The sequence below is a fragment of the Alicycliphilus sp. T452 genome, from assembly GCF_054512775.1.
In genome coordinates this window covers 17,955-41,785 of record NZ_JBTNEH010000003.1, presented here as the reverse complement: position 1 = coordinate 41,785, position 23,831 = coordinate 17,955, and the positions used below count along the sequence as shown (strand labels likewise).

The 23,831-nt window shown below is 71.7% G+C and carries 20 protein-coding genes; 10 read left to right on the top strand and 10 right to left on the bottom strand.

Annotated elements, in window-relative coordinates; all coding sequences use genetic code 11:
- Positions 1–78: 78 nt before the first annotated feature.
- The gene (locus ACX12L_RS03205) at positions 79–780 is read right to left on the bottom strand and encodes a TetR/AcrR family transcriptional regulator (protein WP_459261313.1); all 702 of its coding nucleotides are present in this window, start codon (positions 778–780) and stop codon (positions 79–81) included.
- Positions 781–937: 157 nt separating this feature from the next.
- On the opposite strand from ACX12L_RS03205, the gene ACX12L_RS03200 reads away from it, so the two are divergent.
- The 9 genes from ACX12L_RS03200 to ACX12L_RS03160 are packed head-to-tail and all read left to right on the top strand — an operon-like array spanning position 938 to position 12,842.
- On the top strand, positions 938–2,683 hold the full coding sequence (locus ACX12L_RS03200; RefSeq protein WP_459261312.1) for a PHA/PHB synthase family protein: 1,746 nt from the start codon (positions 938–940) through the stop codon (positions 2,681–2,683).
- A gap of 40 nt (positions 2,684–2,723) precedes the next feature.
- Positions 2,724–4,178: an efflux transporter outer membrane subunit gene (locus ACX12L_RS03195; RefSeq protein WP_459261311.1), complete on the top strand. Its 1,455-nt coding sequence runs from the start codon at positions 2,724–2,726 to the stop codon at positions 4,176–4,178.
- Complete coding sequence (locus tag ACX12L_RS03190; protein WP_459261310.1) at positions 4,175–5,248, top strand: HlyD family secretion protein; 1,074 nt, start codon at positions 4,175–4,177, stop codon at positions 5,246–5,248. Before ACX12L_RS03195 ends, ACX12L_RS03190 begins: the two co-directional genes overlap by 4 nt.
- Before the next feature lie 3 nt (positions 5,249–5,251).
- A complete protein-coding gene (gene rbbA / locus ACX12L_RS03185) occupies positions 5,252–7,999 on the top strand; it encodes a ribosome-associated ATPase/putative transporter RbbA (RefSeq protein WP_459261308.1) in 2,748 nt (915 codons plus the stop codon).
- Positions 7,999–9,132, top strand: coding sequence for an ABC transporter permease (locus tag ACX12L_RS03180; RefSeq protein ID WP_459261490.1), 1,134 nt, complete (start codon positions 7,999–8,001; stop codon positions 9,130–9,132). The genes rbbA and ACX12L_RS03180 overlap by 1 nt, the downstream gene beginning before the upstream one ends.
- Positions 9,133–9,150: 18 nt before the next feature.
- Positions 9,151–10,590 (top strand): bifunctional enoyl-CoA hydratase/phosphate acetyltransferase, encoded by a 1,440-nt coding sequence (locus ACX12L_RS03175; RefSeq protein WP_459261307.1) that lies wholly within the window; start codon positions 9,151–9,153, stop codon positions 10,588–10,590.
- Complete coding sequence (locus ACX12L_RS03170) at positions 10,587–11,777, top strand: acetate/propionate family kinase (protein WP_459261306.1); 1,191 nt, start codon at positions 10,587–10,589, stop codon at positions 11,775–11,777. The genes ACX12L_RS03175 and ACX12L_RS03170 overlap by 4 nt, the downstream gene beginning before the upstream one ends.
- A 9-nt stretch (positions 11,778–11,786) precedes the next feature.
- A complete protein-coding gene (locus tag ACX12L_RS03165) occupies positions 11,787–12,317 on the top strand; it encodes a phosphatidylglycerophosphatase A family protein (RefSeq protein WP_459261305.1) in 531 nt (176 codons plus the stop codon).
- Positions 12,318–12,323: 6 nt separating this feature from the next.
- Positions 12,324–12,842: a CinA family protein gene (locus tag ACX12L_RS03160; RefSeq protein ID WP_459261304.1), complete on the top strand. Its 519-nt coding sequence runs from the start codon at positions 12,324–12,326 to the stop codon at positions 12,840–12,842.
- Between the two features lie 20 nt (positions 12,843–12,862).
- Here ACX12L_RS03160 and ACX12L_RS03155 read toward each other — a convergent pair whose 3' ends face one another.
- From ACX12L_RS03155 to ACX12L_RS03130, 6 genes are all read right to left on the bottom strand, one after another.
- Entirely contained in the window at positions 12,863–14,488 is a 1,626-nt protein-coding gene (locus tag ACX12L_RS03155; RefSeq protein WP_459261303.1) for a methyl-accepting chemotaxis protein, read from the bottom strand.
- A 2-nt stretch (positions 14,489–14,490) separates the two neighbouring features.
- Complete coding sequence (locus tag ACX12L_RS03150; protein ID WP_459261302.1) at positions 14,491–16,761, bottom strand: putative bifunctional diguanylate cyclase/phosphodiesterase; 2,271 nt, start codon at positions 16,759–16,761, stop codon at positions 14,491–14,493.
- 225 nt (positions 16,762–16,986) lie between these two features.
- Positions 16,987–17,592, bottom strand: coding sequence for an ANTAR domain-containing response regulator (locus ACX12L_RS03145; protein WP_459261301.1), 606 nt, complete (start codon positions 17,590–17,592; stop codon positions 16,987–16,989).
- Complete coding sequence (locus ACX12L_RS03140; RefSeq protein WP_459261300.1) at positions 17,582–17,887, bottom strand: hypothetical protein; 306 nt, start codon at positions 17,885–17,887, stop codon at positions 17,582–17,584. Before ACX12L_RS03140 ends, ACX12L_RS03145 begins: the two co-directional genes overlap by 11 nt.
- 320 nt (positions 17,888–18,207) lie before the next feature.
- Positions 18,208–19,620, bottom strand: coding sequence for a PAS domain-containing protein (locus tag ACX12L_RS03135; RefSeq protein ID WP_459261299.1), 1,413 nt, complete (start codon positions 19,618–19,620; stop codon positions 18,208–18,210).
- Positions 19,621–19,917: 297 nt separating this feature from the next.
- Positions 19,918–20,733 (bottom strand): YecA/YgfB family protein, encoded by an 816-nt coding sequence (locus ACX12L_RS03130; protein ID WP_459261298.1) that lies wholly within the window; start codon positions 20,731–20,733, stop codon positions 19,918–19,920.
- A 95-nt stretch (positions 20,734–20,828) separates the two neighbouring features.
- On the opposite strand from ACX12L_RS03130, the gene ACX12L_RS03125 reads away from it, so the two are divergent.
- Positions 20,829–21,635, top strand: a complete 807-nt coding sequence (locus tag ACX12L_RS03125; RefSeq protein WP_459261297.1) for a hypothetical protein — start codon at positions 20,829–20,831, stop codon at positions 21,633–21,635.
- 9 nt (positions 21,636–21,644) lie between these two features.
- Here the strand turns inward: ACX12L_RS03125 and ACX12L_RS03120 are convergent, their stop codons facing one another.
- The 3 genes from ACX12L_RS03120 to ACX12L_RS03110 are packed head-to-tail and all read right to left on the bottom strand — an operon-like array spanning position 21,645 to position 23,825.
- Positions 21,645–22,130, bottom strand: a complete 486-nt coding sequence (locus ACX12L_RS03120) for a putative toxin-antitoxin system toxin component, PIN family (RefSeq protein WP_459261296.1) — start codon at positions 22,128–22,130, stop codon at positions 21,645–21,647.
- Positions 22,120–23,388 carry a THUMP domain-containing class I SAM-dependent RNA methyltransferase gene (locus tag ACX12L_RS03115; protein WP_459261295.1) on the bottom strand — a complete coding sequence of 423 codons (1,269 nt, stop codon included), beginning with the start codon at positions 23,386–23,388 and terminating at the stop codon, positions 22,120–22,122. The genes ACX12L_RS03120 and ACX12L_RS03115 overlap by 11 nt, the downstream gene beginning before the upstream one ends.
- Positions 23,385–23,825: an acyl-CoA thioesterase gene (locus ACX12L_RS03110; protein ID WP_459261294.1), complete on the bottom strand. Its 441-nt coding sequence runs from the start codon at positions 23,823–23,825 to the stop codon at positions 23,385–23,387. Before ACX12L_RS03110 ends, ACX12L_RS03115 begins: the two co-directional genes overlap by 4 nt.
- Positions 23,826–23,831: the final 6 nt, after the last annotated feature.

Below are 23,831 nucleotides of genomic sequence, written 5' to 3'. Positions count from 1 at the left end.
CTGGATGTCGCTGGCCGGGATGTGCGCCCGGCCAGCGGCATGAAAAGAAACTGGTACTGGGGTGAATATCGATTCGCCCTAGACACCAGACCCACAAGCCCCGCCGGACACTGCACCAGCGATCCGCTCACGCGGATCGAGCAGTTCGCACAGCAGTTCCACATGGCTGCCGCGCAGGCACTCCAGCCCCACGGCGGGCTCATGGTCCAGGATCATCTGCGTCAGCAGCGCGTACATCACGGGTGCGATCACCAGCCAGGGCTCGCGCACGATGACGCTGGGCGGCAGGCCGAGCCGCGCGGCATGGGTGCGCAGCATGTCGGCGAGCAGGGCCATGTTGGGCCGCACCACGTTGTGCTCCCACAGCTCCACTAGGTCCTTCACGCGGCCCCGCTCCGCCGCCAGCAGGCGCAGCGTGACCACCGCGGCAGGCCGCTCCAGCAGCCCCGCGTACAGTCTGTCCACCAGCCATTGCGCGAATGCCCGCGTGCCGGCCTCGATGGGCGGCACCACGGGCGGCTCCTGCCACTCGGGCGGCGCCAGGGAGCGGTGGAGCAAGGCCTCGAAAATTTCGTCCTTGCTGGCGAAATGCGCATACAGCCCCCCCTTGGACAGGCCGCAGCGGCGCCCGATGTCGTCCATCGTGGTGGCGGCGAAGCCGCGTTCGGAAAACTCCACCAGCGCCGCGTCCAGGATCTGCGCAATGCGCACCTGTGGCGCAAGGCGGCGCCGCGCCGGCGCGGCAGCGGCACCGCAAGCGGGCGGAATGGGTTGCGGCATGGTGTCCCTCATCGTGGTCTCCCCGGTATTCTGACCGCCATGACTACCGACCAGTCGGTCTTTAATGAGGCATGATTGACACACATCAATCCACGCGCGCGCAGTGCGCCTAGAGTCGCCAGGAAGTTTTCCGAACATCTGCCCAAGGATCCGCTCCATGCACAACACGCCCTTTTCCGCGACGGCGCTGGCCGACCGGTTGGATACGCAGTTCCAGGCGGCATTGGCGCGCCGGCTCTCCTCGCTCTCCCCGGCCGCGGCCCTGCTGGCCGCCAGCGACTGGGCGCTGCACATGGCCGTGTCGCCCGGCAAATGCATGGACCTGGCCCACCTGGCCTTGCGCCAGGGCGAGGAACTGGCCGCGTATGCCCGCGAACGCATGAGCGCCGGAGCCGACTGCCAGACGCGCCACGGCGTGCAGCCCCCCGCCCAGGACAAGCGCTTCGAGGCCCCCGAATGGCAGCAGTGGCCATTCAACTACATGCACCAGTCGTTCCTGCTCACCCAGCAATGGTGGACCGCCGCCACGCACGGCGTGAAAGGCGTGGAGAAGCACCATGAGAACGTGGTGGCATTCGCCGCCCGCCAATGGCTGGACATCTTCTCGCCCGGCAACCAGCTGGCCACCAACCCGGTGGTGCTGCAGCGCACGCTGCAGCAGGGCGGCGCCAACCTGCTGCGCGGCGCGCTCAACGCGGCCGATGACCTGAAGCGCCTGGCCACGGGCGCCCCTCCTGCGGGCACGGAAGACTTCGTGGTCGGCCGCGACGTGGCCGTCACGCCGGGCAAGGTGGTGCTGCAGAACCGCCTGGTGGAGCTGATCCAGTACACGCCCACGACCGAGGCCGTGCACCCCGAGCCGATCCTGATCGTGCCGGCCTGGATCATGAAGTACTACATCCTGGACCTGTCGCCGCACAACTCGCTCATCCGCTACCTGGTGGGCCAGGGCCATACGGTGTTCTGCCTGTCCTGGAAGAACCCCGGCTACGAGGACCGCGACCTGGGCATGGACGACTATCTCAAGCTGGGCTTTCATGCCGCGCTCGACGTCGTCAACGCCATCGTCCCCAAGCGCAAGGTGCACGCCACGGGCTACTGCCTGGGCGGCACCCTGCTGGCCATCGCCGCCGCCGCGATGGCGCGCGACGGCGACGAGCGCCTGGCCTCGCTGTCGCTGTTCGCGGCGCAGACCGATTTTTCCGAGCCGGGCGAGCTGGGCCTGTTCATCGACGAGAGCCAGGTCAACCTGCTGGAGGCGCAGATGACCCAGACCGGCTACCTCAAGGCCAGCCAGATGGCGGGCGCGTTCCAGATGCTGCGCTCCTACGACCTGCTGTGGTCGCGCCTGGTGAGCGAATACCTGCTGGGCGAGCGCGCCCCCATGAACGACCTGATGGCCTGGAACGCCGATGCCACGCGCATGCCGGCCAGGATGCACGCGCAGTACCTGCGCCGGCTGTTCCTCGACGACGACCTGAGCCGGGGCCGCTACCCCGTGGGCGGCAAGCCGGTGGCGCTCAGCGACCTCGCGCTGCCCATCTTCATGGTGGGCACGCTCACCGACCACGTGGCGCCCTGGCGCTCGGTGCACAAGCTGCACCACCTGACGACCGCCGAGATCACCTTCGTCCTCACCAACGGCGGGCACAACGCCGGCATCGTCAATCCGCCCGGCAACCCGCGGCGCCACCACCAGATACGCACCCGGCCCGCGGGCGGCAGCTACATGGCGCCCGACGACTGGCTGGCCGCCGCGCCCGACGTGCCGGGCTCCTGGTGGCCGGCATGGGTGCAGTGGCTGCAGGCGCGCTCCGGCGCCCCCGCGGCGGCGGCGCACGTCGGCGCGCGGGGCTACAAGGCCATCGCAGACGCACCGGGCAGCTACGTGCTGGAGAAGTGAGCATGGCCCGGAACCCGCAAGGCAAGAGGCTGGCAGGAACATGAGCACACCCGCCTCCCGCCTGCGCCCCGCGCGGCACGCGGCCGCCGCAGCCACGCTGCTGCTGGCGGGCTGCACCACGCTGGCGCCACCCTACGAAACCCCGGCCATGCCCGTGCCGCAGCACTATGCAGGCACTGCCTTGCCTGGCGGCGCGGTGGCCGCCGCCACCGCGTGGCGCGACTACTTCACCGACCCCCAGCTGCAGGCGCTGATCGTCCAGGCGCTGGAGCACAACCGCGACCTGCGCACCGCGGCGCTGCGCGTGCAGGAGGCCCGCGCGGCCTACGGCATCCAGAGCGCCGAGCTGTCCCCTGCCGTGGGCGCGCAGGCCAACATGGACCGCGCGCGCACGCCCGCCGACCTGAGCCTGACGGGCCGGCCCATGGTGGCCTCGCAGTACCAGGCGGGCCTGGGCATGGCCAGCTGGGAGATCGACTTCTGGGGCCGGGTGCAGAGCCTGCGCGACGCGGCGCTGGAGAACTACCTGGCCAGCGACGCGGCGCGCCACGCCGTCACCGTGAGCCTGATCGCCCAGGTGGCGGGCGGCTACCTGGCGCTGCGCGAGCTCGACGAACGCCTGGCGCTGGCCGAGCAAAGCAGCGCCAGCCGCGAGGAAAGCCTGCGCATCTCGCGGCGCCGCGTGGAGGTGGGCTCCGACTCGCGCCTGCACCTGACGCAGATGCAGACGCTGCTGACGCAGGCCCAGGCCCTGGTGGCGCAACTGTCGCTCGAACGCGCCCGGCAGGCCCACGCGCTTGGCCAGCTGGCGGGCACGGGCGTGGCGCTGGCGCCGGCTGCCGGGCGCCTGGCCGAGCAGCGGATGCCGCGCCTGGCCGCGGGCCTGCCGTCGGACCTGCTGGCGCAGCGGCCCGACATCGTGGCCGCCGAACACCAGCTGCGCGCGGCGTACGCGCAGATCGGCGCGGCGCGCGCGGCCTTCTTCCCGAACATCTCGCTGACGGGCGCGTTCGGCACGGCCAGCGCCGAGCTGGGCGGCCTGTTCGAGGGCGGCAGCAGGGCCTGGACGTTCTCCCCCAGCATCACGCTGCCGATCTTCAGCGGCGGGCGCCTGAAGGGCAACCTGGCGCTGGCCGAGGTGCGCCGCGACCTGGCCGTGGCGAACTACGAAAAAACCGTGCAGCAGGCCTTCCGCGACGTATCGGACGCGCTGGCCGGCCGGCAGTGGCTGGCGCGCCAGCGCGACATCGCCCAGGACGCGCTGGCCGTGCAGACCGAGCGCGCGCGCCTGTCCCAGCTGCGCTACGACCACGGCGCCTCCGCGTTCCTGGACGTGCTGGACGCGCAGCGCGACCTGCTCGTGGCCCAGCAGCAGGCGGTGCAGGCGCAGCGCGCCCTGCTGTCGAGCCAGGTCGGCCTGTACGCCGCGCTGGGCGGCGGCGCCCTTGCCCACCCCACCCCGCCCACCGATTCCCGCACGCCCGAGACGCCATGAAATCCGCACTCAAGAACCGGTTGACCCTTCTCGCCATCGTGGCCGTGGCCGTGGCGGCCGGCGCCTACGCCTGGAACCAGATGCGCGCCGCCGGCCCCGGCGAGCATTTCGCCAGCGGCAATGGCCGCATCGAGGCCACCGAGGTGGACGTGGCCGCCAAGCTCGGCGGGCGCGTGCAGGACATCCTGGCGCAGGAAGGCGACTTCGTGGACGCCGGCCAGCTCCTGGCCCGCATGCAGATCGACACGCTCGAAGCCGTGCACGCCGAGGCCAAGGCGCGCCTGCAGCAATCCGTGGCCGCCCTGGCCAGCGCCCAGGCGCAGGTGGCGGTGCGCGAGAGCGACAAGCAGGCCGCCCAGGCCGTTCTGGCGCAGCGCCAGAGCGAGTTCGACGCCGCCCAGCGGCGCCTGGCGCGCTCGCAGACGCTGGTGCGCGAGGGCGCCGCGTCCGACCAGGAGGTCGATGACGACCGCGCCCGCGAGCGCAGCAGCCAGGCGGCCGTGGCGGCCGCCAAGGCACAGGTGAATGCCGCGCAGGCGGCCATAGACGCGGCGCGCACCCAGGTCGCGGGCGCGCGCGCCACCGTGGCGGCCGCCGAGGCCACCGTGGCGCGCGCCAAGGCCGACATCGACGACAGCGCCCTCACCGCGCCGCGCAGCGGCCGCGTGCAATACCGCCTGGCCCAGCCCGGCGAGGTGCTGGGCGGGGGCGGCAAGGTGCTGAACCTGGTGGACCTGTCCGACGTCTACATGACCTTCTTCCTGCCCGAGACCGTGGCCGGGCGCGTGGCGCTGGGGAGCGACGTGCGCATCGTGCTCGACGCGGCGCCGCAGTACGTGATACCGGCCAAGGTGAGCTTCGTGGCCAGCACCGCGCAGTTCACGCCCAAGACGGTGGAGACGGCCAGCGAGCGCCAGAAGCTGATGTTCCGCATCAAGGCGCAGATCGACCCGCAGCTGCTGCAAAAGCACCTGCGCCAGGTCAAGACGGGGCTGCCCGGCGTGGCCTGGATCAAGCTCGACGCCGAGGCTCCGTGGCCCGAGAACCTGCAGACGCGCCTGCCGGAGTGACGCGTGTCCGCTGAGACCCCGGAACCCGTCGCCCGGCTGCAGGCCGTGCGGCTGCGCTACGGCGAGACGCTGGCGCTCGACGGCGTGGACCTCGACATCCCGGCCGGCCGCATGGTGGGCCTGATCGGCCCGGACGGCGTGGGCAAGTCCAGCCTGCTGTCGCTCGTGGCCGGCGCGCGCGCCGTGCAGGAGGGCAGCGTGCACGCCCTGGGCGGCGACATGGCCGGCAAGCGCCACCGCGATACGGTCTGCCCGCGCATCGCCTACATGCCGCAGGGCCTGGGCAAGAACCTGTACCCGACGCTGTCGGTCGAGGAGAACCTGCAGTTCTTCGCGCGCCTGTTCGGCCACGACGCCGCCGAGCGGCGCCGGCGCATCGACGACCTCACGCGCAGCACCGGCCTCGCGCCCTTCCTGGCGCGGCCGGCGGGCAAGCTCTCGGGCGGCATGAAGCAGAAGCTGGGGCTGTGCTGCGCGCTCATCCACGACCCGGACCTGCTGATCCTCGACGAGCCCACCACCGGCGTCGATCCGCTGGCGCGCGCGCAGTTCTGGGAGCTGATCGCGCGCATCCGCCAGCAGCGCCCGCAGATGAGCGTGATCGTCGCCACGGCCTACATGGACGAGGCGCAGGGCTTCGACTGGCTGGTGGTGATGGACGAAGGCCGGGTGCTCGCCACCGGCACGCCGGCCGAGCTGCTGGCGCGCACCGGCAGCGAGTCGCTGGAGGGCGCCTTCATCGCGCTGCTGCCCGAGGAGAAGAAGCGCGGCTACGCGCCGGTCGAGATCCCGCCCCTGCCGGACGACGGCGGCGACGACATCGCCATCGAGGCCCGGGGGCTGACCATGCGCTTCGGCGACTTCACCGCCGTGGACGACGTGAGCCTGCGCATCCGGCGCGGCGAGATCTTCGGCTTCCTCGGCTCCAACGGCTGCGGCAAGTCCACCACCATGAAGATGCTGACCGGCCTGCTGGAAGCCAGCGCGGGCCAGGCCTGGCTGTTCGGCCAGCCGGTGGACCCCAGGAACATCGCCACGCGCCGGCGCGTGGGCTACATGTCGCAGGCCTTCTCGCTGTACGGCGAGCTTACGGTGCAGCAGAACCTGGTGCTGCACGCGCACCTGTTCCACGTGCCCGAGGCCGAGGTAGAGGAGCGCGTGGACGACATGGTCCGGCGCTTCGGCCTGACCGACGTGCGCGGCAGCCTGCCCGAGAGCCTGCCGCTGGGCATGCGCCAGCGGCTGTCGCTGGCGGTGGCGATGGTCCACCGGCCCGAGCTGCTGATCCTGGACGAGCCCACCTCGGGCGTGGACCCGGTGGCGCGCGACCATTTCTGGCGGCTGCTGATCGAGCTGTCGCGGCGCGACAAGGTCACGATCTTCATCTCGACCCACTTCATGAACGAGGCCGAGCGCTGCGACCGCATGTCGATGATGCATGCGGGCAAGGTGCTCGACAGCGACGCGCCCGCGCGCCTCGTGGCCAAGCGCGGCGCGCGCAGCCTGGAGGAGGCCTTCATCGGCTACCTGGTCGAGGCCGCGGGCGGCGCCGGCCAGGCGGCCGCCGGGCCGGCGCCGCCCGCCGCGCCGGCGGGTGCGCCGGCAAGCGCCGCGCCCGCCCGGCCGTCCCGCTTCTCGCTGCAGCGCCTGCTGAGCTACATGTGGCGCGAGGCGCTGGAGCTGCAGCGCGACCCCGTGCGCGCCACGCTGGCGCTCGCCGGCTCGCTGATCCTGATGTTCATCATGGGCTTCGGCATCAGCCTGGACGTGGAGAACCTGCGCTACGCGGTGCTCGACCGCGACCAAAGCACGCTGAGCCAGAACTACACCCTGAACCTCGCGGGCTCGCGCTACTTCATCGAGCAGCCGCCCATCGTCGACGACGCCGACATGGAGCACCGCCTGCGCAGCGGCGAACTGGCGCTGGCCATCGAGATCCCGCCCGGCTTCGGGCGCAGCGCGATGCGCGGCAGCCCCGTCGCCGTGGGCGCCTGGATCGACGGCGCCATGCCCACCCGCGCCGAGACCGTGCGCGGCTACGTGCAGGGCATGCACCAGCAGTGGCTGCAAGAGCAGGCGCGCGCGCGCGGCATGAGCACCGCCGCCGCGGTGTCCATAGAGACGCGCTTTCGCTACAACCCCGACGTCAGGAGCATGCCGGCGATGATGCCGGCCGTGATACCGCTGCTGCTGATGATGCTGCCGGCCATGCTCACGGCGCTGGCGGTGGTGCGCGAGAAGGAGATGGGCTCCATCATCAACCTGTACGTCACGCCGGTGACGCGCACCGAGTTCCTGCTCGGCAAGCAGCTGCCCTACGTGGCGCTGGCCATGCTCAACTTCCTGCTGATGGTGCTGCTGGCGGTCACCGCCTTCGGCGTGCCCATGACCGGCAGCTTCTTCGCGCTGGCGCTGGCGGCGTTCATCTTCAGCCTCGCCTCCACGGGCATGGGCCTGCTGGCCTCGGCCGTCACGCGCAGCCAGATCGCCGCGATGTTCTTCGCGATGATCGGCACGCTCATCCCGGCCACGCAGTTCGCCGGCCTGACCGACCCCGTGTCCTCGCTGCAAGGCGTGGGCCGCCTCATCGGCGACATCTACCCCGCGACCTACATGTTCACCATCAGCCGGGGCGTGTTCAACAAGGCGCTCTACATGGCCGACCTGCACGCGCAGCTCTGGCCGCTGCTGCTGTCGGTGCCGGTGATCCTCGGCGTCGCCATCGCCCTCCTGAAGAAGCAGGACACATGATGCCGATGCCGCGCCACCTCGCCAACATCTACCGCCTCGGCGTCAAGGAGCTGTGGAGCCTGCTGCGCGACCCGGTGATGCTGGTGCTGATCGTCTACACCTTCACCGTGTCGGTCTACACCGCCGCCACGGCCATGCCCGAGACGCTGAACAAGGCGGCCATCGCGGTGGTGGACGAGGACGGCTCGGCCCTGTCGGCGCGCATCGTCTCGGCCTTCTACCCGCCGCAGTTCGTCACGCCGGTGCTGATCACGCCGCAGGAAATGGACGCCGGCATGGACGCCGGCCGCTACACCTTCGTGCTGCACATACCGAGCGGCCTGCAGCGCGACGTGCTGCGCGGGCGCGCGGCCGCGCTGCAGTTGAACGTGGACGCCACGCGCATGAGCCAGGCCTTCTCCGGCAGCGGCTACGTGCAGCAGATCGTGCAGGGAGAGATCAGCGAGTTCACGCAGCGCCACCGCGCCAGCGCCGCCCTGCCGGTGGACATGGCCCTGCGCGCGCGCTTCAACCCGGCGCTGGAAAAATCCTGGTTCGGCTCGCTGATGCAGATCATCAACAACGTGACCATGCTCTCGATCATCCTGACCGGCGCGGCGCTCATCCGCGAGCGCGAGCACGGCACCATAGAGCACCTGCTGGTCATGCCGGTGACGCCCGCCGAGATCATGCTGGCCAAGGTCTGGTCCATGGGCGCGGTGGTGCTGCTGGCCGCCGCGGTGGCGCTGCAGCTCGTGGTGCGCGGCCTGCTGCACGTGCCCATCGAGGGCTCGGTGCCGCTGTTCCTGGCGGGCTCGGCGCTGTGCCTGTTCGCCACCACGTCCATGGGCATCTACCTGGCCACGCTGGCGCGCAGCATGCCGCAGTTCGGCCTGCTCATGGTCCTCACGCTGCTGCCGCTGCAGATGCTCTCGGGCGGCATGACACCGCGCGAGAGCATGCCGCAGATCGTGCAGACGCTGATGCTCTTCGCGCCCACCACGCATTTCGTCGAACTGGCCCAGGCCATCCTGTACCGCGGCGCGGGGCTGGACGTGGTATGGCCGCAGTTCCTGGCGCTGCTGGCCATCGGCGCCGTGCTGTTCGGCCTGTCGCTGGCGCGCTTTCGCAAAACCATCAGCCAGATGGCCTGATCCACCCCAAGGAGTTCCATGCCAGACACTGCAACCACCACCGCAGCCATGCCGGGCGACGAGCTTGCGATCGTGCGCAACCGCACCTTCGACGAGATCGCCATCGGCGACAGCGCCACCATCGAGCGCACCCTCGGCAAGGAGGACATCCAGCTCTTCGCCCTGCTCTCGGGCGACGTGAACCCGCAGCACCTGGACGAAGACTTCGCCGCCGCCACGCGCTTTCAGGGCGTCATCGCCCACGGCATGCTGGGCGGTGCGCTGATCTCGGCCGTGCTGGGCACGCGCCTGCCCGGCCCGGGCACCATCTACCTGGGGCAGACGCTCAAATTCCTGGCGCCGGTGCGCGTGGGCGACCGGCTGCGCATCAGCGTGACCGTGACCGCGCGCGACGAGACCCGCAAGCGCCTCACGCTGGCCTGCGCCTGCGTCAACCAGGACGGCACCACCGTCATCAGCGGCGAGGCCGAGGTGCAGGCCCCCACCGAGCGTGTGGTGCGCGCGCGCACCACGCTGCCCGAGGTGCGCCTGTGCGTGGGCCAGGACGGCATGCAGCGCCTGCTCTCGCACGTGCGCCCGCTGGGCACGCTGCGCATGGCCGTGGTGCACCCGTGCGACGCGCTGAGCCTGTCCGGTGCGCTGGACGCCCGCGAGGCCGGGCTCATCGACCCCGTGCTGGTGGCACCGCGCGCGCGCCTGCTGGCCGTGGCGCAGCAGGCCGGCCTGGACCTGGCCGACATCGCCATCGAGGACGTACCGCACAGCCACGCGGCCGCCGCCCGCGCCGTGGAGCTGGTGCTCGAAGGCCGCGTGCAGGCGCTCATGAAGGGCAGCCTGCACACCGACGAGCTGATGGCCGCCGTGGTGGCCGCGCAGGGCGGGCTGCGCACCAAGCGGCGCGTGAGCCACTGCTTCGTGATGCAGACGCCCGCCTACCCGCGCCCCTTCATCATCACCGACGCGGCCATCAACATCGCGCCCACACTGGAGCACAAGGCCGACATCGTGCGCAACGCCATCGACCTGGCGCACGCCATCGGCGTGGCCGAGCCGCGCGTGGCCATCCTGGCCGCCGTGGAGACCGTGACCGCGAGCATGCCCGCCACGCTGGACGCGGCCGCGCTGTGCAAGATGGCCGACCGCGGGCAGATCACGGGCGGCCTGCTGGACGGGCCGCTGGCGTTCGACAACGCCGTCTCGATCGCCGCCGCGCGCACCAAGGGCATCGTCTCCGAGGTGGCGGGCCGCGCCGACATCCTGGTGGTGCCCGACCTGGAGAGCGGCAACATGCTGGCCAAGCAGCTCGAATACCTGGGCGACGCCGCCAGCGCCGGCATCGTGCTCGGCGCGCGCGTGCCCATCGTGCTCACGAGCCGCGCCGACTCGCGCGAGGCGCGCCTGGCCTCGTGCGCCGTGGCGGTGCTGCTGGCGCACCACTACCAGGAGGCGCCGCTATGAGCGACCTGGTCCTCGTGCTCAACTGCGGCTCGTCGAGCATCAAGTTCGCGCTGTTCGACGCCGGCGCGCGGCCCCTGCCGCGCCAGCCCCTGTGGAACGGCAAGGTGGACGGCATCACCGGGCCCGCGCCCACGTTCGGCGAGACCGGCGTGGCCCCCGGCCCGGTGGCGCTGGACGCGACCCACCCCTACAGCGCCGCGCTGGAGCACATCCGCGCGCGCGTGCGCGAGCGCATGGCCCGGGGCGGCCACCGCATCGCCGCCGTGGCGCACCGCGTGGTGCACGGCGGCGCCAAGTACCAGGACCCGGTGCGCGTGGACGCCGCGGTGCTGGACGACCTGCGCGGCTACATACCGCTGGCGCCGCTGCACCAGCCGTTCGCGCTCGAAGCCATCGCCGCGCTGCTGCAGGGCGCACCCGGCCTGCCGCAGGTGGCGTGCTTCGACACCGCCTTCCACCACACCCTGCCCGAGGTGGAAAAGATGCTGCCCCTGTCCTGGGACGCCTGGGAACGCGGCCTGCGCCGCTACGGCTTCCACGGCCTGTCGTACGAATACATGTCGCTCGCGCTGGCCGAACGGTATGGCGACGCCGCGCGCGGCCGCACCATCGTGGCCCACCTGGGCAGCGGCGCCAGCCTGTGCGCCATGCAGGGCCTGAAGAGCGTGGCCACCAGCATGGGCTTCTCGGCGCTGGACGGCCTGATGATGGGCACGCGCTGCGGCGCGCTGGACCCCGGCGCGCTGCTGTACCTGATGGAGATCGAGAAGCTGTCGCTGCACGACGTGGGCCAGCTGCTCTACCACGGCTCGGGCCTGCTGGGCATCTCGGGCGTATCGCCCGACCCGCGCGTGCTGCTGGGCGAGGAGGCCGGCAACGCGCGCGTGCGGGCCGCGCTGGCGCTGTACGTGCGCCGCATCGTGCGCGAGATCGGCGCGCAGGTGGCGGTGCTCGGCGGCCTGGACCTGCTGGTGTTCACCGCCGGCATCGGCGAGCACAACGCCGCCATCCGGGAACGCGTCTGCGCGGGCCTGGCCTACCTGGGCGTGGCGCTGGACGCGCAGGCCAACGCAGGCAACGCCGACCTCATCTCCAGCCTTGAGAGCCGCATCCCCGTGGCCGTGGAGCGCACCAACGAGGAATGGGTGGCCGCCTGGCACGCCACCCGCCTGCTGGACGCTCCATAGAATCCGACCATGCCCCCCAGCCTCTCAGACATACCGCCGCCCCGCCGCCCCAGCGTGCACTTCCTGCTGGCGCACCCGGCCCATTTCCTCGCGCTGGGCCTCGGCAGCGGGCTGTCGCCCGTGGCGCCCGGCACGGTGGGCACGCTGTGGGGCTGGCTCGCCTTCCTGGCGCTGCAGTTGTGGCTCACGCCGCTGGGGCTGGGCCTCTTGATCGCGCTGGCGCTGGCGCTGGGCTGGTGGGCCTGCACCGTCACGGCGCGCCACATGGGCGTGGCCGATCCGGGCTCCATCGTGTGGGACGAGGTCGTCGCCATCTGGATCGTGCTGTGGCTGGCCATGCCCATGGGCCTGTGGGGCCAGCTCGCCGCGTTCGCGCTGTTCCGCTACTTCGACGCCGCCAAGCCCGGCCCCGTGGCCTGGGCCGACCGGCTGTTCAAGGGCTTCGGCTGGCGCGGGGGCCTGGGCATCCTGCTGGACGACCTGGTGGCCGCCTTCTGCACGCTGCTGGCCATCGCGCTGTGGCGCCACTTCATCAGGTAGAAATCCATGGAACTATCGAAAGATGAGCTGCCAGCGCTTGATGGGCGGGCGCTGGAGGCCGATTTGGCTCATATCTCCAGCATCCTGCTGGCGCGCGGCTGGATGCTGGCCACGGCCGAGAGCTGCACCGGCGGCATGATCGCCGCCGCCTGCACCGACCTGGCGGGGTCGAGCCAGTGGTTCGAGCGCGGCTTCGTCACCTACTCCAACGCCGCCAAGGTGCAATGCCTGGGCGTGCCCGCCGCGCTGATCGAACGGCACGGCGCGGTGAGCGAGGACGTGGCGCGCGCCATGGCCCAGGGCGCCGTGCGGCACAGCGCGGCGCAGGTGGCCGTGGCGGTGACGGGCGTGGCCGGCCCCACGGGGGGATCGCCCGGCAAGCCCGTGGGCACGGTGTGGTTCGGATGGCAGGTCGATGGCGCCACGCACGGCGAGATGCGGCGCTTCGACGGCGGCCGCGCCGCCGTGCGCCGCGCCGCCGTGCGCCACGCGCTGGAACGGCTGCGGGCGCTGCTGAACGCGTAGCGGCGCCGCGGCCAGGCCTTTCACCTCGCCTGCAGGGCGGGCACGGCCAGCCGCTCCGGCAATGCGGGCCGGGCGCGCTGCGGGGCCTGCGGCTGCTCCTCCAGCTGGAACACCGCGATGGCCTGCACCTGCGTCTTGGCCTGTGCGCGCAGGCTGTCGGCCGCGGCCGAGATCTCCTCCACGAGGGCGGCATTGCGCTGGGTGCCCTCGTCCATGTGCTGCACGGCCAGGCCGATCTGCGCCATGCCGACGCTTTGCTCGGCGCTGGAGTTGCTGATCTCCAGCATCAGCGGCGCGGCGCGGCCTATGGCTTCCACCGCCTCCTCGATCGTGGCGCCCGCGCGGTTGACCACGGTCGTGCCGTCGGCGGCGCGGCCCACGCTCTCGTCAATGAGCTGCCTGATCTCGCGCGCGGCCTCGGCCGAACGCCCGGCCAGCGCGCGCACCTCGCTGGCCACCACGGCAAAGCCGCGCCCCTGGGAGCCCGCGCGCGCGGCCTCGACGGCGGCATTCAGGGCCAGGATGTTGGTCTGGAACGCGATGCCGTCGATGAGCCCGATGATGTCGGCCATCTTCCCCGCCGATTTGTGGATCTCGTCCATGGTGCGCACCACCTGCGCCATCATCTGGCCGCCCTGGGAGGCGGTGTCGCTGGCGCGCGCGACGATCTTCTGGGCCTCGCGCGCATTGGCGGCGCTGTGCTCCACCGATGCCGTGAGCTGCTCCATGGCGGCGGCCTGCTGCTCCAGCGCGCCGGCCTGCGCGGTGGTGCGCTCCGCCAGGTCCTGGTTGCCCGCAGCGATCTGGACCGCGGCGTTGGCCACGCTCTCGCTGCCGCTGCGGATGCCCTGCACCACCTGCGCCAGCTGCGCGCGCATCACCGCCAGCGCCTGCAGCACCTGGGCCGCCTCGTCCCGCCCCTGCGCCTCGATGGGGCGGCCCAGGTCCCCGCGCGCCACGCATTGCGCGGCCTCGACCGCCCGCGCCAGCGAGCCGGTGATGCCGCGCACCAGGGCCACGCCGAACAGCAGCGCGAACAGCAGGCCGCCGCCGATGGTCGCCAGCGACAGCGCGCGGATGGTGGCGTAGCGGGCCTCGGCGGCCTCGTAGGCCATGCGGGCCTGCTCGCGCTGCAGGTCCACCAGGGCGGCGATGCCGGCGCCCACGGGCTCGTAGAGCGGGCGCACGGCCTCCAGCACCAGCTGCTGGGCCCGCTGCGGCTGCTGCGCGCGCAGGGCGGCGACCGCGGGCTGCAGGCCCTCCTGCACGAAGCGCTGGCGGTGCCGCGCGAAGTCCTGCGCCAGGCGCTGCTCGCCATCGGCCAGCCCGTCCCGGTGGTCGGCCTTGTATTCGTCCCAGATGCGGGTGATGGCGGCGATGTTGGTCTCCACCTCGTCGGCGCTGGCGCGCATCTGCTCGGGCACCGGGGTCACCAGGGCGGCGGCGAGCGCCAGGCGGTTGCGCAGCAGCAGGGACTGGATCTGCCCCATCCGGGCTGTGGCCGCGAGGCGCTCCTCGTACAGGACCCGCAGGTCAGCATTCGCCTGGGCGATGCCCCATTGCCCGAGCAGGCCGATGGCAAGGACCAGCAGCGACAAGGCGCCCGCCAGCAGGGATACACGGGTGGAAATTTTGAATCGGTTCATACCTACCTCTGAAAAATCGGGGAAACGGCCGGTTCGGGATGGGCCTGCGACAGTGTTCCGTGCTGGCCGAGCAGCCATGCCTCGAGCGCCGCCGCGGGCTGCGGCATGCCGAACAGATAGCCCTGGAACGCCGGGCACTGCAGCTGCGCGAGCACCATGCGCTGCGCCTCGGTCTCCACGCCCTCGGCCACGACGTGCAGGCCCAGGGTGCGGGCCATGCCCACGATGGTCTGCACGATGACCGCGTCTCTCGCGTGCGGCCCCATGTCCTGGATGAAGCTGCGGTCGATCTTGAGCTGGTACAGCGGCAGGCGCTGCAGCTGCGAAAGGCAGGAATAGCCCGTGCCGAAGTCGTCGAGCGCGAAGCGCACGCCCAGGCAGCGCAGCGTCTGCATCTTGCGCACGGCGTCGGCGATGTCGTGCAGCATGGCGCTCTCGGTCAGTTCCAGCACCAGCAGGTCCGGCCTGGCGCCGCTGCTGGCGAGCGCCGCATGCACCTGCTCCACGAAGCCCGGCTGCGCGAACTGGCGCGCGCTCACGTTGACGGAAAGCATCAGCCCGCGCGTATGGGGCTGGCCGGCCCAGGCCCGCAGCTGCGCGCAGGCCGTCTGCAGCACCCATTCGCCCAGCGCCAGGATCAGGCCGGAAGCCTCGGCGATGGGAATGAACTGCCCCGGCGGCACCTGGCCGTGGTGCGGGTGGTACCAGCGCAGCAGCGCCTCCACGCCCACGGGCTGGTGCAGCGCATTCACCTGCACCTGGTAGTGCAGCGCGAGCTGGCCGGCCTCGATGGCGCCGCGCAGGGCCGTCTCCAGCGCCGCGCGGGCCTCCATCTGCGCCTGCAGCACCGGATCGAAGAAGTGGTAGCCATTGCGTCCTGCGCTCTTGGCCTGGTACATGGCCATGTCGGCGCGCTTGAGCAGCTCCTTGGTGGTGCTCGTGCCCGGGCGGAACAGGCAGACCCCCAGGCTGGCGCTGGTGTGCATCAGGCGCCCGGCCAGCTGGGTGGGAGAGGCCATGGCGGCCAGCACCTGCTCGGCCAGCGTCCGCGCCTGGACGTAGGCCTGGCCTTCGTCGGCGTGCAGGCGCTGCGCGAGGATGACGAACTCGTCCCCGCCCAGCCGCGCCACCAGCCCCCGCCCCTGCGCCGCCACCGTCAGGCGCCGCGCGATCTGCCGCAGGTGCTTGTCGCCCTCCTCGTGGCCCAGCGTGTCGTTGATGATCTTGAAGTGGTCCAGGTCCATCAGCAGCAGCGCGCCGTGGCCCGCCGCGCCGCCGCCGTCCAGGGCCTGCTGCATGTGCTGGCGCAGCAGGAGGCGGTTGGGCAGCTCGGTCAGCGTGTCGTAGTAGGCCAGCCTGCGGATGGCCTGCTCGCTCTTGCGCAGCCGGGTCTGCATGGAGCGCAGCGCCCGGAACACATTGCTGATCTCGTCATTCCCGCGCACGGCAATGGGTGCATTCAGCTGCCCGCTGGCGATGCGGTCGCAGACCGTGATGACCTGCCGCAGCGGCTGGGTGATCGACCGTATCAGCAGCCAGCCCAGCCAGCTCAGCAGCGCCATGGAGGCCAGCAGCGCGCCCAGGGACAGCCAGCGCGTGTACTCGTAGCGACGCACACCCTCGCGGTAAGCCGCCTCGGCAAAGTCGAACTGCAGGCGGACCAGCTCATGGATTTCCGGCTCGGCCTGCTCGTACAGCACCCGGGCGCTCTCGGCCAGCCGCCGCGTGTCCTGGTAGTCCAGCGCGCGCAGCGCCGCCACCGCCGGCATCAGGGCCTCGTCGAGGTAGCGCGCGCGGTGCTGGCCGAACCGCTGCGCCAGCGCCATCTCGTCGCCCCCGCGCGGCACCGACAGATAGCCCGCCCACAGCTGGTCTATGGCCCGCGCGTTGCCTTCGACCTGGAGCGCCGCCTCCCGCGCCGACACCGGGTCCAGCGCCGCCGCCGGGGCCAGGACCAGTTGCAGGTACAACCGGTTGGCGAGCATGAGCTGCGCGATCCGCGAGAGCGTGCGCACCGGGGCCATGCGGTCCTCGTACACCACCCTCAGGCTTTCCTTGGACGCAGCCAGGCCCCGGATGCCGGCCGCCGCCAGCAGGCCGGCCACCATGATCGCCAGGGCCATCGTGGCGGCGAGCCGCGTGCCGATGCGCAGGCGCGAGAGCAGTCCCTGGAGCCTCGGTGCGCGGCTCAGGCGCCGGATGGCACTCGGTGCCTGGCCCCAGCCGGCGGCCGCCACCATGCGGCGGCCCCCGCGCTTCGCACGGGCAGGCACGCGCGCAGCCATCGATTTGCAGAACCGGGAAAGACCCAACATGAAACACACACCTTGCTGGCAGCAGGCCCGTCCGCATTGCAGACGGGCGCCGGAGAAGGCATGTTCAGGGCCTGGGGAGAGCACGGCGCGGCGGGGCAGGGCCGCGCATGAGAGAAGTATTCTTCGTTCAGCGCTCCTCGCGCCACATCCGTGCAAACCCTAGCTCCTGCTCGCTGGCTCGCGTCAACGGTGCAACAACTCGCAGGCCCGGACGATCTCTTGCGCCACCGCGCTCAGCTTGCGCCGCTGGGCGCGCGCGGCGTTGCGCAGAAGCTCGAAGGCGGGCTTGCGCGCCATGCGGTACTGCACCATGGTGATGCCGGTGGCCACGTTGATCTCGCGGTCTGCGTCGAGCGCGGACTGCAGCTGCGTGCGCGCGCGGCGCAGGCCGTCCAGTTCCCCGGCGCGCTGCAGCGCGGTTTCGATCGCCGGCTGGATCTGGTGCAGCGCCAGCGGCTTGACCAGGTAGCCCAGGGCGCCGCTGTGCGTGGCACGTTCCACGGTGGCGGCGTCGCCATAGGCGCTGAGCATCAGGAACGGCACATGGTCGACCTCGGCCAGCCGCTGCGCCAGCGACAGGCCGTCGCGCCCCGGCAGGCGCACGTCCACGATCGCCAGGTCGGGGCGCAGGCCGCCGCTGAGCAGCGTCTCGGCTTCCTCCACGCAGTCGGCGACCGCGACCTGGTAGCCCATGTGGCGCAGGCCCGCGGCCAGCGTGCCCAGTATCAGCCGGTCATCGTCCACCAGCAGCAGGCGGGCGGCGGTGGGTGTGTCGTCACTAGCAGTCATGGCCATGGCACTCAAGGGAGGTTTCGGTCATGCAGTGCTGGAACACGGGCACCCGCAGGCGCAGGCGGGCCACGGCGCGCGCCCCGATCTGCTCGAACGCAGGGCGGCGCCGGAGCGCGGCATCAGGGTGGCGACCAGCTCCAGCCCCACCTGCGCATTGGAATGGCCCGCGGGCCAGCGCCCGGGGCATGAACCGCACGATCTGCGAGAGCGTGCGCACCGGGGCCATGCGGTCTTCGTACACCCCCCTCGGGCTTTCCTTGGACACGGCCAGGCCCCGGATGCAGGCCCTCATGGAGGCGCCTCCATGCTGCGCAGGCGCGGGCACGCAGGCCGCGATGCGCGAGCGACCATCCATTCACAGGACCAGGAGGGACCGGACATGAAACACACCTTGCTGGCAGCAAAAGCAGCAGCGCCCGCCACATGGGGCGAGCGCCGGAAAAGGCATGTTCAGGGCCTGGGTGGAAGCGCTGCGCGGCGGGGCAGGGCGCGCAGGCAGGGCGCATTCTGTGTCGGGCGCCAACCGCACCACATCCGTACAAACACTGATGCATGCGGCGCAGGCCCGCGTCGTCCACCAGCCGCGGGCGGGCGGCGGTGGGTGTGCCGTCACTAGCAGTCACGGCCATGGCACTCGGGGACGGTTTCGGTCATGCAGTGCTGGAGCACGGGCGCCCGCAGGCACAGGCGGGCCACGGCGCGCCCGCCGATCTGCTCGAACGCCAGGGTGGCGCCGGAGCGCGGCATCAGGGTGGCGACCAGCTCCAGCCCCACCTGCGCATTGGAATGGCCCGCGGGCCAGCGCCCGGGGTTGGATATGGAAAGGCAGATCTCCTGCCGGTGTTCCTGCGTGCTCAGGGCCACCCGCACGTCCTGGTGCTGCCGCCCGCCGTGCTTGACGGCGTTGAGGACCAGCTCGTGCACGATCAGTGCCAGCGGCACGGCTTCCCCGGGCTGGATGCAGCACGGCAGTCCCGGCGCAACGGCAGCCGCCGGCAGCTGCACGGCGATGGCCACGCCCCACAGGGCCCCCACGCCCTGCGCCACCTCCTGCACCAGTTCGCACAGCCGCACCTGGTCCACACGGCTGCACCCCTGCAGGCCGTGCAGCACGGCGATGCTCTGCACCTGCCCCGTGACCTCGGTGATCGGCTCGCGCAGGGATGGATAGCTCAGCCCCAGTGTCTGCAGCACGCCCGTGATGCCCTGCAGATTGTTCTTGATGCGGTGATGCACCTCGCGCACCAGCGCGGCGCGGTGGGCCTGCTCGCGCTGGCGGCGCTGCGCCTGCTGCTGCCGCCAATTGCTGATGTCGGTCAGGGTCAGCACATGGTGCGTGACCCGTCCCCCGGAGTCCGCGACCGGCGTGCACGTGAACCATACGGGATAGCGTTCGCCCGACTTGCGCCGGTGCCAGTCCCGGCGCTGCTGCGCGGGCCAGGGCGGCGGAGCGTCGCAGCAGGCCCCCTGCCGCCCGCAGCCGGCGGCGCCCAGGAACTGCGGCGTGCGCCCCAGCACCTCGTGCGCCGCATAGCCCGACATGGCCAGGAACGACCGGTTCGCACGCAGGATCACGCCCCGGGCATCGGTGATCAACAACCCCTCCTGGCACTCGAAGGCGATCGCGGCGATGCGCGCATCCGCCCTCTGGCGGCGCAGCACATCCAGATAGGAGGCCAGCGCCGTGCCGACCAGCGACAGGATCAGGACGTACGAGCCGTAGCCCAGCCCCCCGGTGGCCTGCAGGTCCTGCGCGAAAAAGCCCTGGCCCTGCAGCATGCCCCAGCCCGCCTGCGCGGTCACCAGGCACAGCAGCCCCGCCGTGCCCGCCATGCCCAGACGCACGCCGGCCCAGGCCACGAAGAGGAACTGCCAATAGGCATGGGCCAGCGGCCGCAGCCACTCGCCGCCCCAGCCCAGGAAAATCACCTGCCCTGCGGCAAGCGCCAGCCCATACACCGCCACGCCCTCGGCCGTCTGGCGCCAGGTCACGCCCCGCTGCCACGACAGGACCGGCTGCACCATCAACGCCACGCCCAGGCCAGCGCGCCGCCCGCCCAGAGCACGGCCAGGCCCATGCCTTCGAGCAGGGGCCGCCAGACGGCGGAAATGGAGAGGAGCGTGGACATGGGCCAGGCAGTACAAACCCGCATTGCAAGCCGTCCGCCTACTTCTCGACCTGATGCACATCAAACATCAAGAAACACGGCATCCGCCCCTTTGCCCATAACCACAAAAACCATAGCTACCGGTGCCCGCCGACGGTGCGGAGCGAGGGCAAGCCACACCGTCAATCGGCCGGAATGGCTTGCCATCCCGCGATCACGCCCCGCAGCATTTCTTGTACTTCTTGCCGCTGCCGCAGGGGCAGGGGTCGTTGCGGCCGGGCTGGGCGCCCTTGACGATGGTCTCCACGCGCGGGCCCAGGCTGCGCCAGAGCTGGAGCAGATCGTACACGGCCCAGATCGCCTCGCCGAAGACCTCCAGGCGCTCCCGGCTGGTGCTGGGCGGGCCGTCCTCGGCGTACATGCAGATCTCGGGCCTGCCGGTATCGTCCTCGGTCAGGGCGACGATGGCGTCCAGCGCATCGTCCAGCCACTGCGCGGCCTCCTTGTCGCGCGGCGCGGCCCAGTCGTCGGGCCAGTTCTCCACGGCGAACATGAAGCCCAGCGCCCAGACCTGGCCGAACGAGGGGATCTCCTGGCCCTCCATCTCGGCGCGCTCCTCCTCGGGCAGGCTGGCGATGGCGCCGCGCATGTCGATGACCTCGGGCTGGAAGGCGTCATCCTGGTCCAGCGATTCGGCCTGCGCGTCCAGCTGGGCCGCCACCTCGGCGCTGCGCAGCGCCCACAGCGCGAGGAAGCGCTGCTGCTGCACCAGGTCCTTGAAGGTGGGCACGAGCGGCAGGGGCCCGCCTTCGGAAACTTCCAGCGGCAGTCCGTCGCCCAGCAGCATGGGCAGCCATTCGGCCGCGGGCACGGGGCGGCGCGTGCAGGCCAGGGCCGTCAGGAAGCCGTCGCAGAACTCCCACTGCGGCACGTCCTCCTCGCGCGTGCGCAGCTCGTCGAGCAGGGCGTCGAGCTCGTCGAGTTCATCGGGGCCCAGGGCGGGGCTGGCGGAGGCGCTGGATTCGGTCATGACGGTCACGCGGGTAATGTGGGCGGCGGCAAGGCTCGCGACTATGATTTCCCGCTTGCCGGCCAAGGTCGGCCAGTGTAGCGCCGCACCGCGCCATGCCCAGTCCAGCCTCCGACTACGCCTCCTTCCTGGCGCGCCAGCTGCCGCAGCAGCCCCGCGCCATCGCCCGCTACCAGCTGGGTGGCGAACAGGTCTGGCTCAAGCGCGCCGGCCCCGACAACGGCATGTGGCGCTACTGCCTGCTGGGCATGCTGGCCGCCCTCCTGCGCCTGCCGGTGCTGCGCCCCGTGCCCAATCACGGCGGGCGGGCGGCCATCGCCACCGAGGTGCAGCGTCTGCGCCAGCTGGCGGACCAGGGGCTGCGCGTGCCCCGGGTGCTCGCCGTCCAGGCGGATGGCTTTTTGATGGAGCATCTGGCGGCGCCGGGGCAGGACGCCCCGTCGCTCGCCGACGAGATGCAGGCCGCCGTGGCCCACGACGGGCCACAGGCCTTGCTGGCGCTGTGGCGCCTGGGCCTTGCCACGCTGGACGCGGTGCATGGGCGCGGCCTGTGCCTGAGCCAGGCCTTCGCCCGCAACATGGTGCGCTGCGCCGACGGCGTGGTGGCCTGCATCGACTTCGAGGACGACCCCGCCACCACCCTGCCCCTGGATCTGTGCCAGTTGCGCGACGCGCTGTGCTACGTGCACTCCAGCGCCGGCTACCTGGCCCTGGCCGGCGCCCTGCCCGAGGCCCGCGCCCTGTGGCGCCAGTGGTGCGCCTGCCCCGTGCGCGCCGGCGCGTTCCAGGCCGAGCTGGCATTGACCGTGCGCCGCCTGGCCTGGCTGCGCCATCTGCCGCAAAGCCGCCGCCTGGGGCGCGACGCGGGACGCCTGCGGGCAGCCTACGATCTGCTCGGCTGAGCCCTGCGCTCAGGCGCTGCAGGGCACGGCGTCTTCTACCAGAACAATAGCTGCCGCCACTTGCACACCAAGGGCCAGCAGCCTTTTTCGCATGCAAAGCACGGCCTTGTCCTTGGACACCAGGATGGCGCGGTGCGCGAGCGCCAGGTCGATGAACTTCTGGTCGTCCGCGTCCTTGCAGGCGCAGGGCGCGCGCGCGGCCACCTCCACCACCCGCGTGCCGGCGTCGAACGCCGCCAGCACGTCCTGCGCCGCCACGCCGTAGTACTGCATGCGCGGCTGCAGGTGGGGGTACTGCAGCACGCGCTCGAGCTCGTCGCGCATGGGCCGCGTGGCGATCCACTCCAGGCGCCGCGCCTGCAGCAGCGCGCGCACGGCGGCCACGGCCGGGTCGGCGAAGAGGAACAGGTCGAGCACGATGTTGGTGTCCAGCACCACGGGGCATGCCGGCCCGCCGGCAGGCGCATGCCGCGGCAGGGGCAGCTCAGGCCGCATCGGGGGTTTCCGCGGGCGTGCGCGGGCGCGCCGGGCCCGCCACCAGGTCGAAGCGGAACATGCGGCATTCGATGGGGCCGTTCCACAGCGGCACGCGGCGCGACTCCTTCAGGCGCATCTTGCCCGGCAGCTTCAGGTCGGGCGTGAGCAGCCAGGCCTGCCAGCCGGCGTAGTGCCGCTTCCAGTGCGCGGCCAGCTGCTGGAAGAAGTCCACGCCGTCCTCGGTCTGCGCGCTTTCGCGGCCCGCGCGCGCGACGACGGCCATGCGCTCGCGCGCGTCGCGCCCTGCGCTGCCGGCCGCGGCGATGCGCTCGCCATACGGCGGGTTGAGCAGCATCACGCCCGGCTGCTCGCAGGGCGGCATGCGCTGCAGCGCGTCGCCGCCGCGCAGCTGCACGGCGGCGGCCACGCCGGCGCGCTCGGCGTTGCGCTGGGCAAAGTCCACCATGCGGTGCGATACGTCACTGCCAAAAATGGGCACAGGGCTTGCCACGGCTGCGCCAGTAGCTTCCTCTTTGATAGCGGACCAGACATGGGCCTGGTAGGGCAGGAGCTTCTCGAACCCGAAGCGGCGCCTGAGCCCGGGCGCGATGCGGCAGGCGATCTGCGCCGCCTCGATGACCACGGTGCCGCTGCCGCAGCAGGGGTCGTACAGCGGCATGGGCGCATCGCCATGCGGGTCCCAGCCCGTGGCCGCGATCATGGCTGCGGCCAGGGTTTCCTTGAGCGGCGCGTCGCCCTTGTCCTCGCGCCAGCCGCGCTTGAACAGCGGCTCGCCCGAGGTGTCGATGTACAGCTGGGCGTGCTCGCGCGTCAGGTGCAGGTGGATGCGCACGTCGGGCCAGCGCGTCTCGACGTCGGGGCGGCTGCCGCCCTTGGCGCGGAAGCGGTCGGCCACGGCGTCCTTCACGCGCAGGGCGGCGAAGTTCAGGCTCTTGAGCGGGCTGTGCTGCGCCGTCACCTCCACCTTGAAGCTCTGGCGCGGGGTGAACCAGGCCTCCCAGGCCACGTCGCCGGCCAGCGCGTAGATGTCGTCCTCGCTGCGGTAGGGCCGCTCGGCCAGCTGCACCAGCACGCGCTGGGCCAGGCGGCTGTGCAGGTTGAGAAGCAGCGCGTCGCGCCAGGCGGCGCGCACCAGCACGCCGGCGCGGCCCACCAGCAGGTCCTGGCCGGACAGGCCCGTGAGGCCGTGCACCTCGTCGGCCAGGAAGCCCTCGACGCCGGCGGCGCAGGGCAGGAAGAGTTGCAGGGTGTTCATTGCGGCTGTGCGGCGCGCTGCAGCAGCTGGCGCACGGGCTCGGGGATGGGCGCGGGCCTGCGCGCGGCCCGGTCGATGAAGACGATGCCGGTCTTGCCGCGCGCGACCTCGCGGCCCTGGGACTTCTCCGTCATGCGGAACACCAGGTCGAAGCCGTAGCGGTTGAAGTCCTGCGGCGTCATCTGCACGCGCAGCGTCTCGCCATGGAAGGCCTCGGACTTGTACTGCGCCAGCATGTCGCCCACCACGGTGGACAGGCCCGCCACGTCCGCCTCGGCATAGCCCAGGGAGCGGAAGAAGCGCACGCGCGCCTCCGACACCAGGCTGAGCAGCTGCGCGTTGTCCAGGTGGCCGCCCTGGTTGACGTGGCTGATGTAGACCTGCAGCTCGGTGCTGAAGCCGAAGTGCGCCGGCAGGTCGAAGACGATGCGTGCCATGGGGTA

What these genes read in the sequence shown, in the direction of transcription:
- ACX12L_RS03205 (WP_459261313.1), bottom strand. Translation starts at nt 780, where the DNA reads ATGCCGCAACCCATTCCGCCCGCTTGCGGTGCCGCTGCCGCGCCGGCG.
- ACX12L_RS03200 (WP_459261312.1), top strand. Translation starts at nt 938, where the DNA reads ATGCACAACACGCCCTTTTCCGCGACGGCGCTGGCCGACCGGTTGGAT.
- ACX12L_RS03195 (WP_459261311.1), top strand. Translation starts at nt 2,724, where the DNA reads ATGAGCACACCCGCCTCCCGCCTGCGCCCCGCGCGGCACGCGGCCGCC.
- ACX12L_RS03190 (WP_459261310.1), top strand. Translation starts at nt 4,175, where the DNA reads ATGAAATCCGCACTCAAGAACCGGTTGACCCTTCTCGCCATCGTGGCC.
- ACX12L_RS03180 (WP_459261490.1), top strand. Translation starts at nt 7,999, where the DNA reads ATGCCGATGCCGCGCCACCTCGCCAACATCTACCGCCTCGGCGTCAAG.
- ACX12L_RS03175 (WP_459261307.1), top strand. Translation starts at nt 9,151, where the DNA reads ATGCCAGACACTGCAACCACCACCGCAGCCATGCCGGGCGACGAGCTT.
- ACX12L_RS03170 (WP_459261306.1), top strand. Translation starts at nt 10,587, where the DNA reads ATGAGCGACCTGGTCCTCGTGCTCAACTGCGGCTCGTCGAGCATCAAG.
- ACX12L_RS03165 (WP_459261305.1), top strand. Translation starts at nt 11,787, where the DNA reads ATGCCCCCCAGCCTCTCAGACATACCGCCGCCCCGCCGCCCCAGCGTG.
- ACX12L_RS03160 (WP_459261304.1), top strand. Translation starts at nt 12,324, where the DNA reads ATGGAACTATCGAAAGATGAGCTGCCAGCGCTTGATGGGCGGGCGCTG.
- ACX12L_RS03155 (WP_459261303.1), bottom strand. Translation starts at nt 14,488, where the DNA reads ATGAACCGATTCAAAATTTCCACCCGTGTATCCCTGCTGGCGGGCGCC.
- ACX12L_RS03145 (WP_459261301.1), bottom strand. Translation starts at nt 17,592, where the DNA reads ATGACTGCTAGTGACGACACACCCACCGCCGCCCGCCTGCTGCTGGTG.
- ACX12L_RS03140 (WP_459261300.1), bottom strand. Translation starts at nt 17,887, where the DNA reads ATGAGGGCCTGCATCCGGGGCCTGGCCGTGTCCAAGGAAAGCCCGAGG.
- ACX12L_RS03135 (WP_459261299.1), bottom strand. Translation starts at nt 19,620, where the DNA reads ATGGTGCAGCCGGTCCTGTCGTGGCAGCGGGGCGTGACCTGGCGCCAG.
- ACX12L_RS03130 (WP_459261298.1), bottom strand. Translation starts at nt 20,733, where the DNA reads ATGACCGAATCCAGCGCCTCCGCCAGCCCCGCCCTGGGCCCCGATGAA.
- ACX12L_RS03125 (WP_459261297.1), top strand. Translation starts at nt 20,829, where the DNA reads ATGCCCAGTCCAGCCTCCGACTACGCCTCCTTCCTGGCGCGCCAGCTG.
- ACX12L_RS03120 (WP_459261296.1), bottom strand. Translation starts at nt 22,130, where the DNA reads ATGCGGCCTGAGCTGCCCCTGCCGCGGCATGCGCCTGCCGGCGGGCCG.
- ACX12L_RS03115 (WP_459261295.1), bottom strand. Translation starts at nt 23,388, where the DNA reads ATGAACACCCTGCAACTCTTCCTGCCCTGCGCCGCCGGCGTCGAGGGC.
- ACX12L_RS03110 (WP_459261294.1), bottom strand. Translation starts at nt 23,825, where the DNA reads ATGGCACGCATCGTCTTCGACCTGCCGGCGCACTTCGGCTTCAGCACC.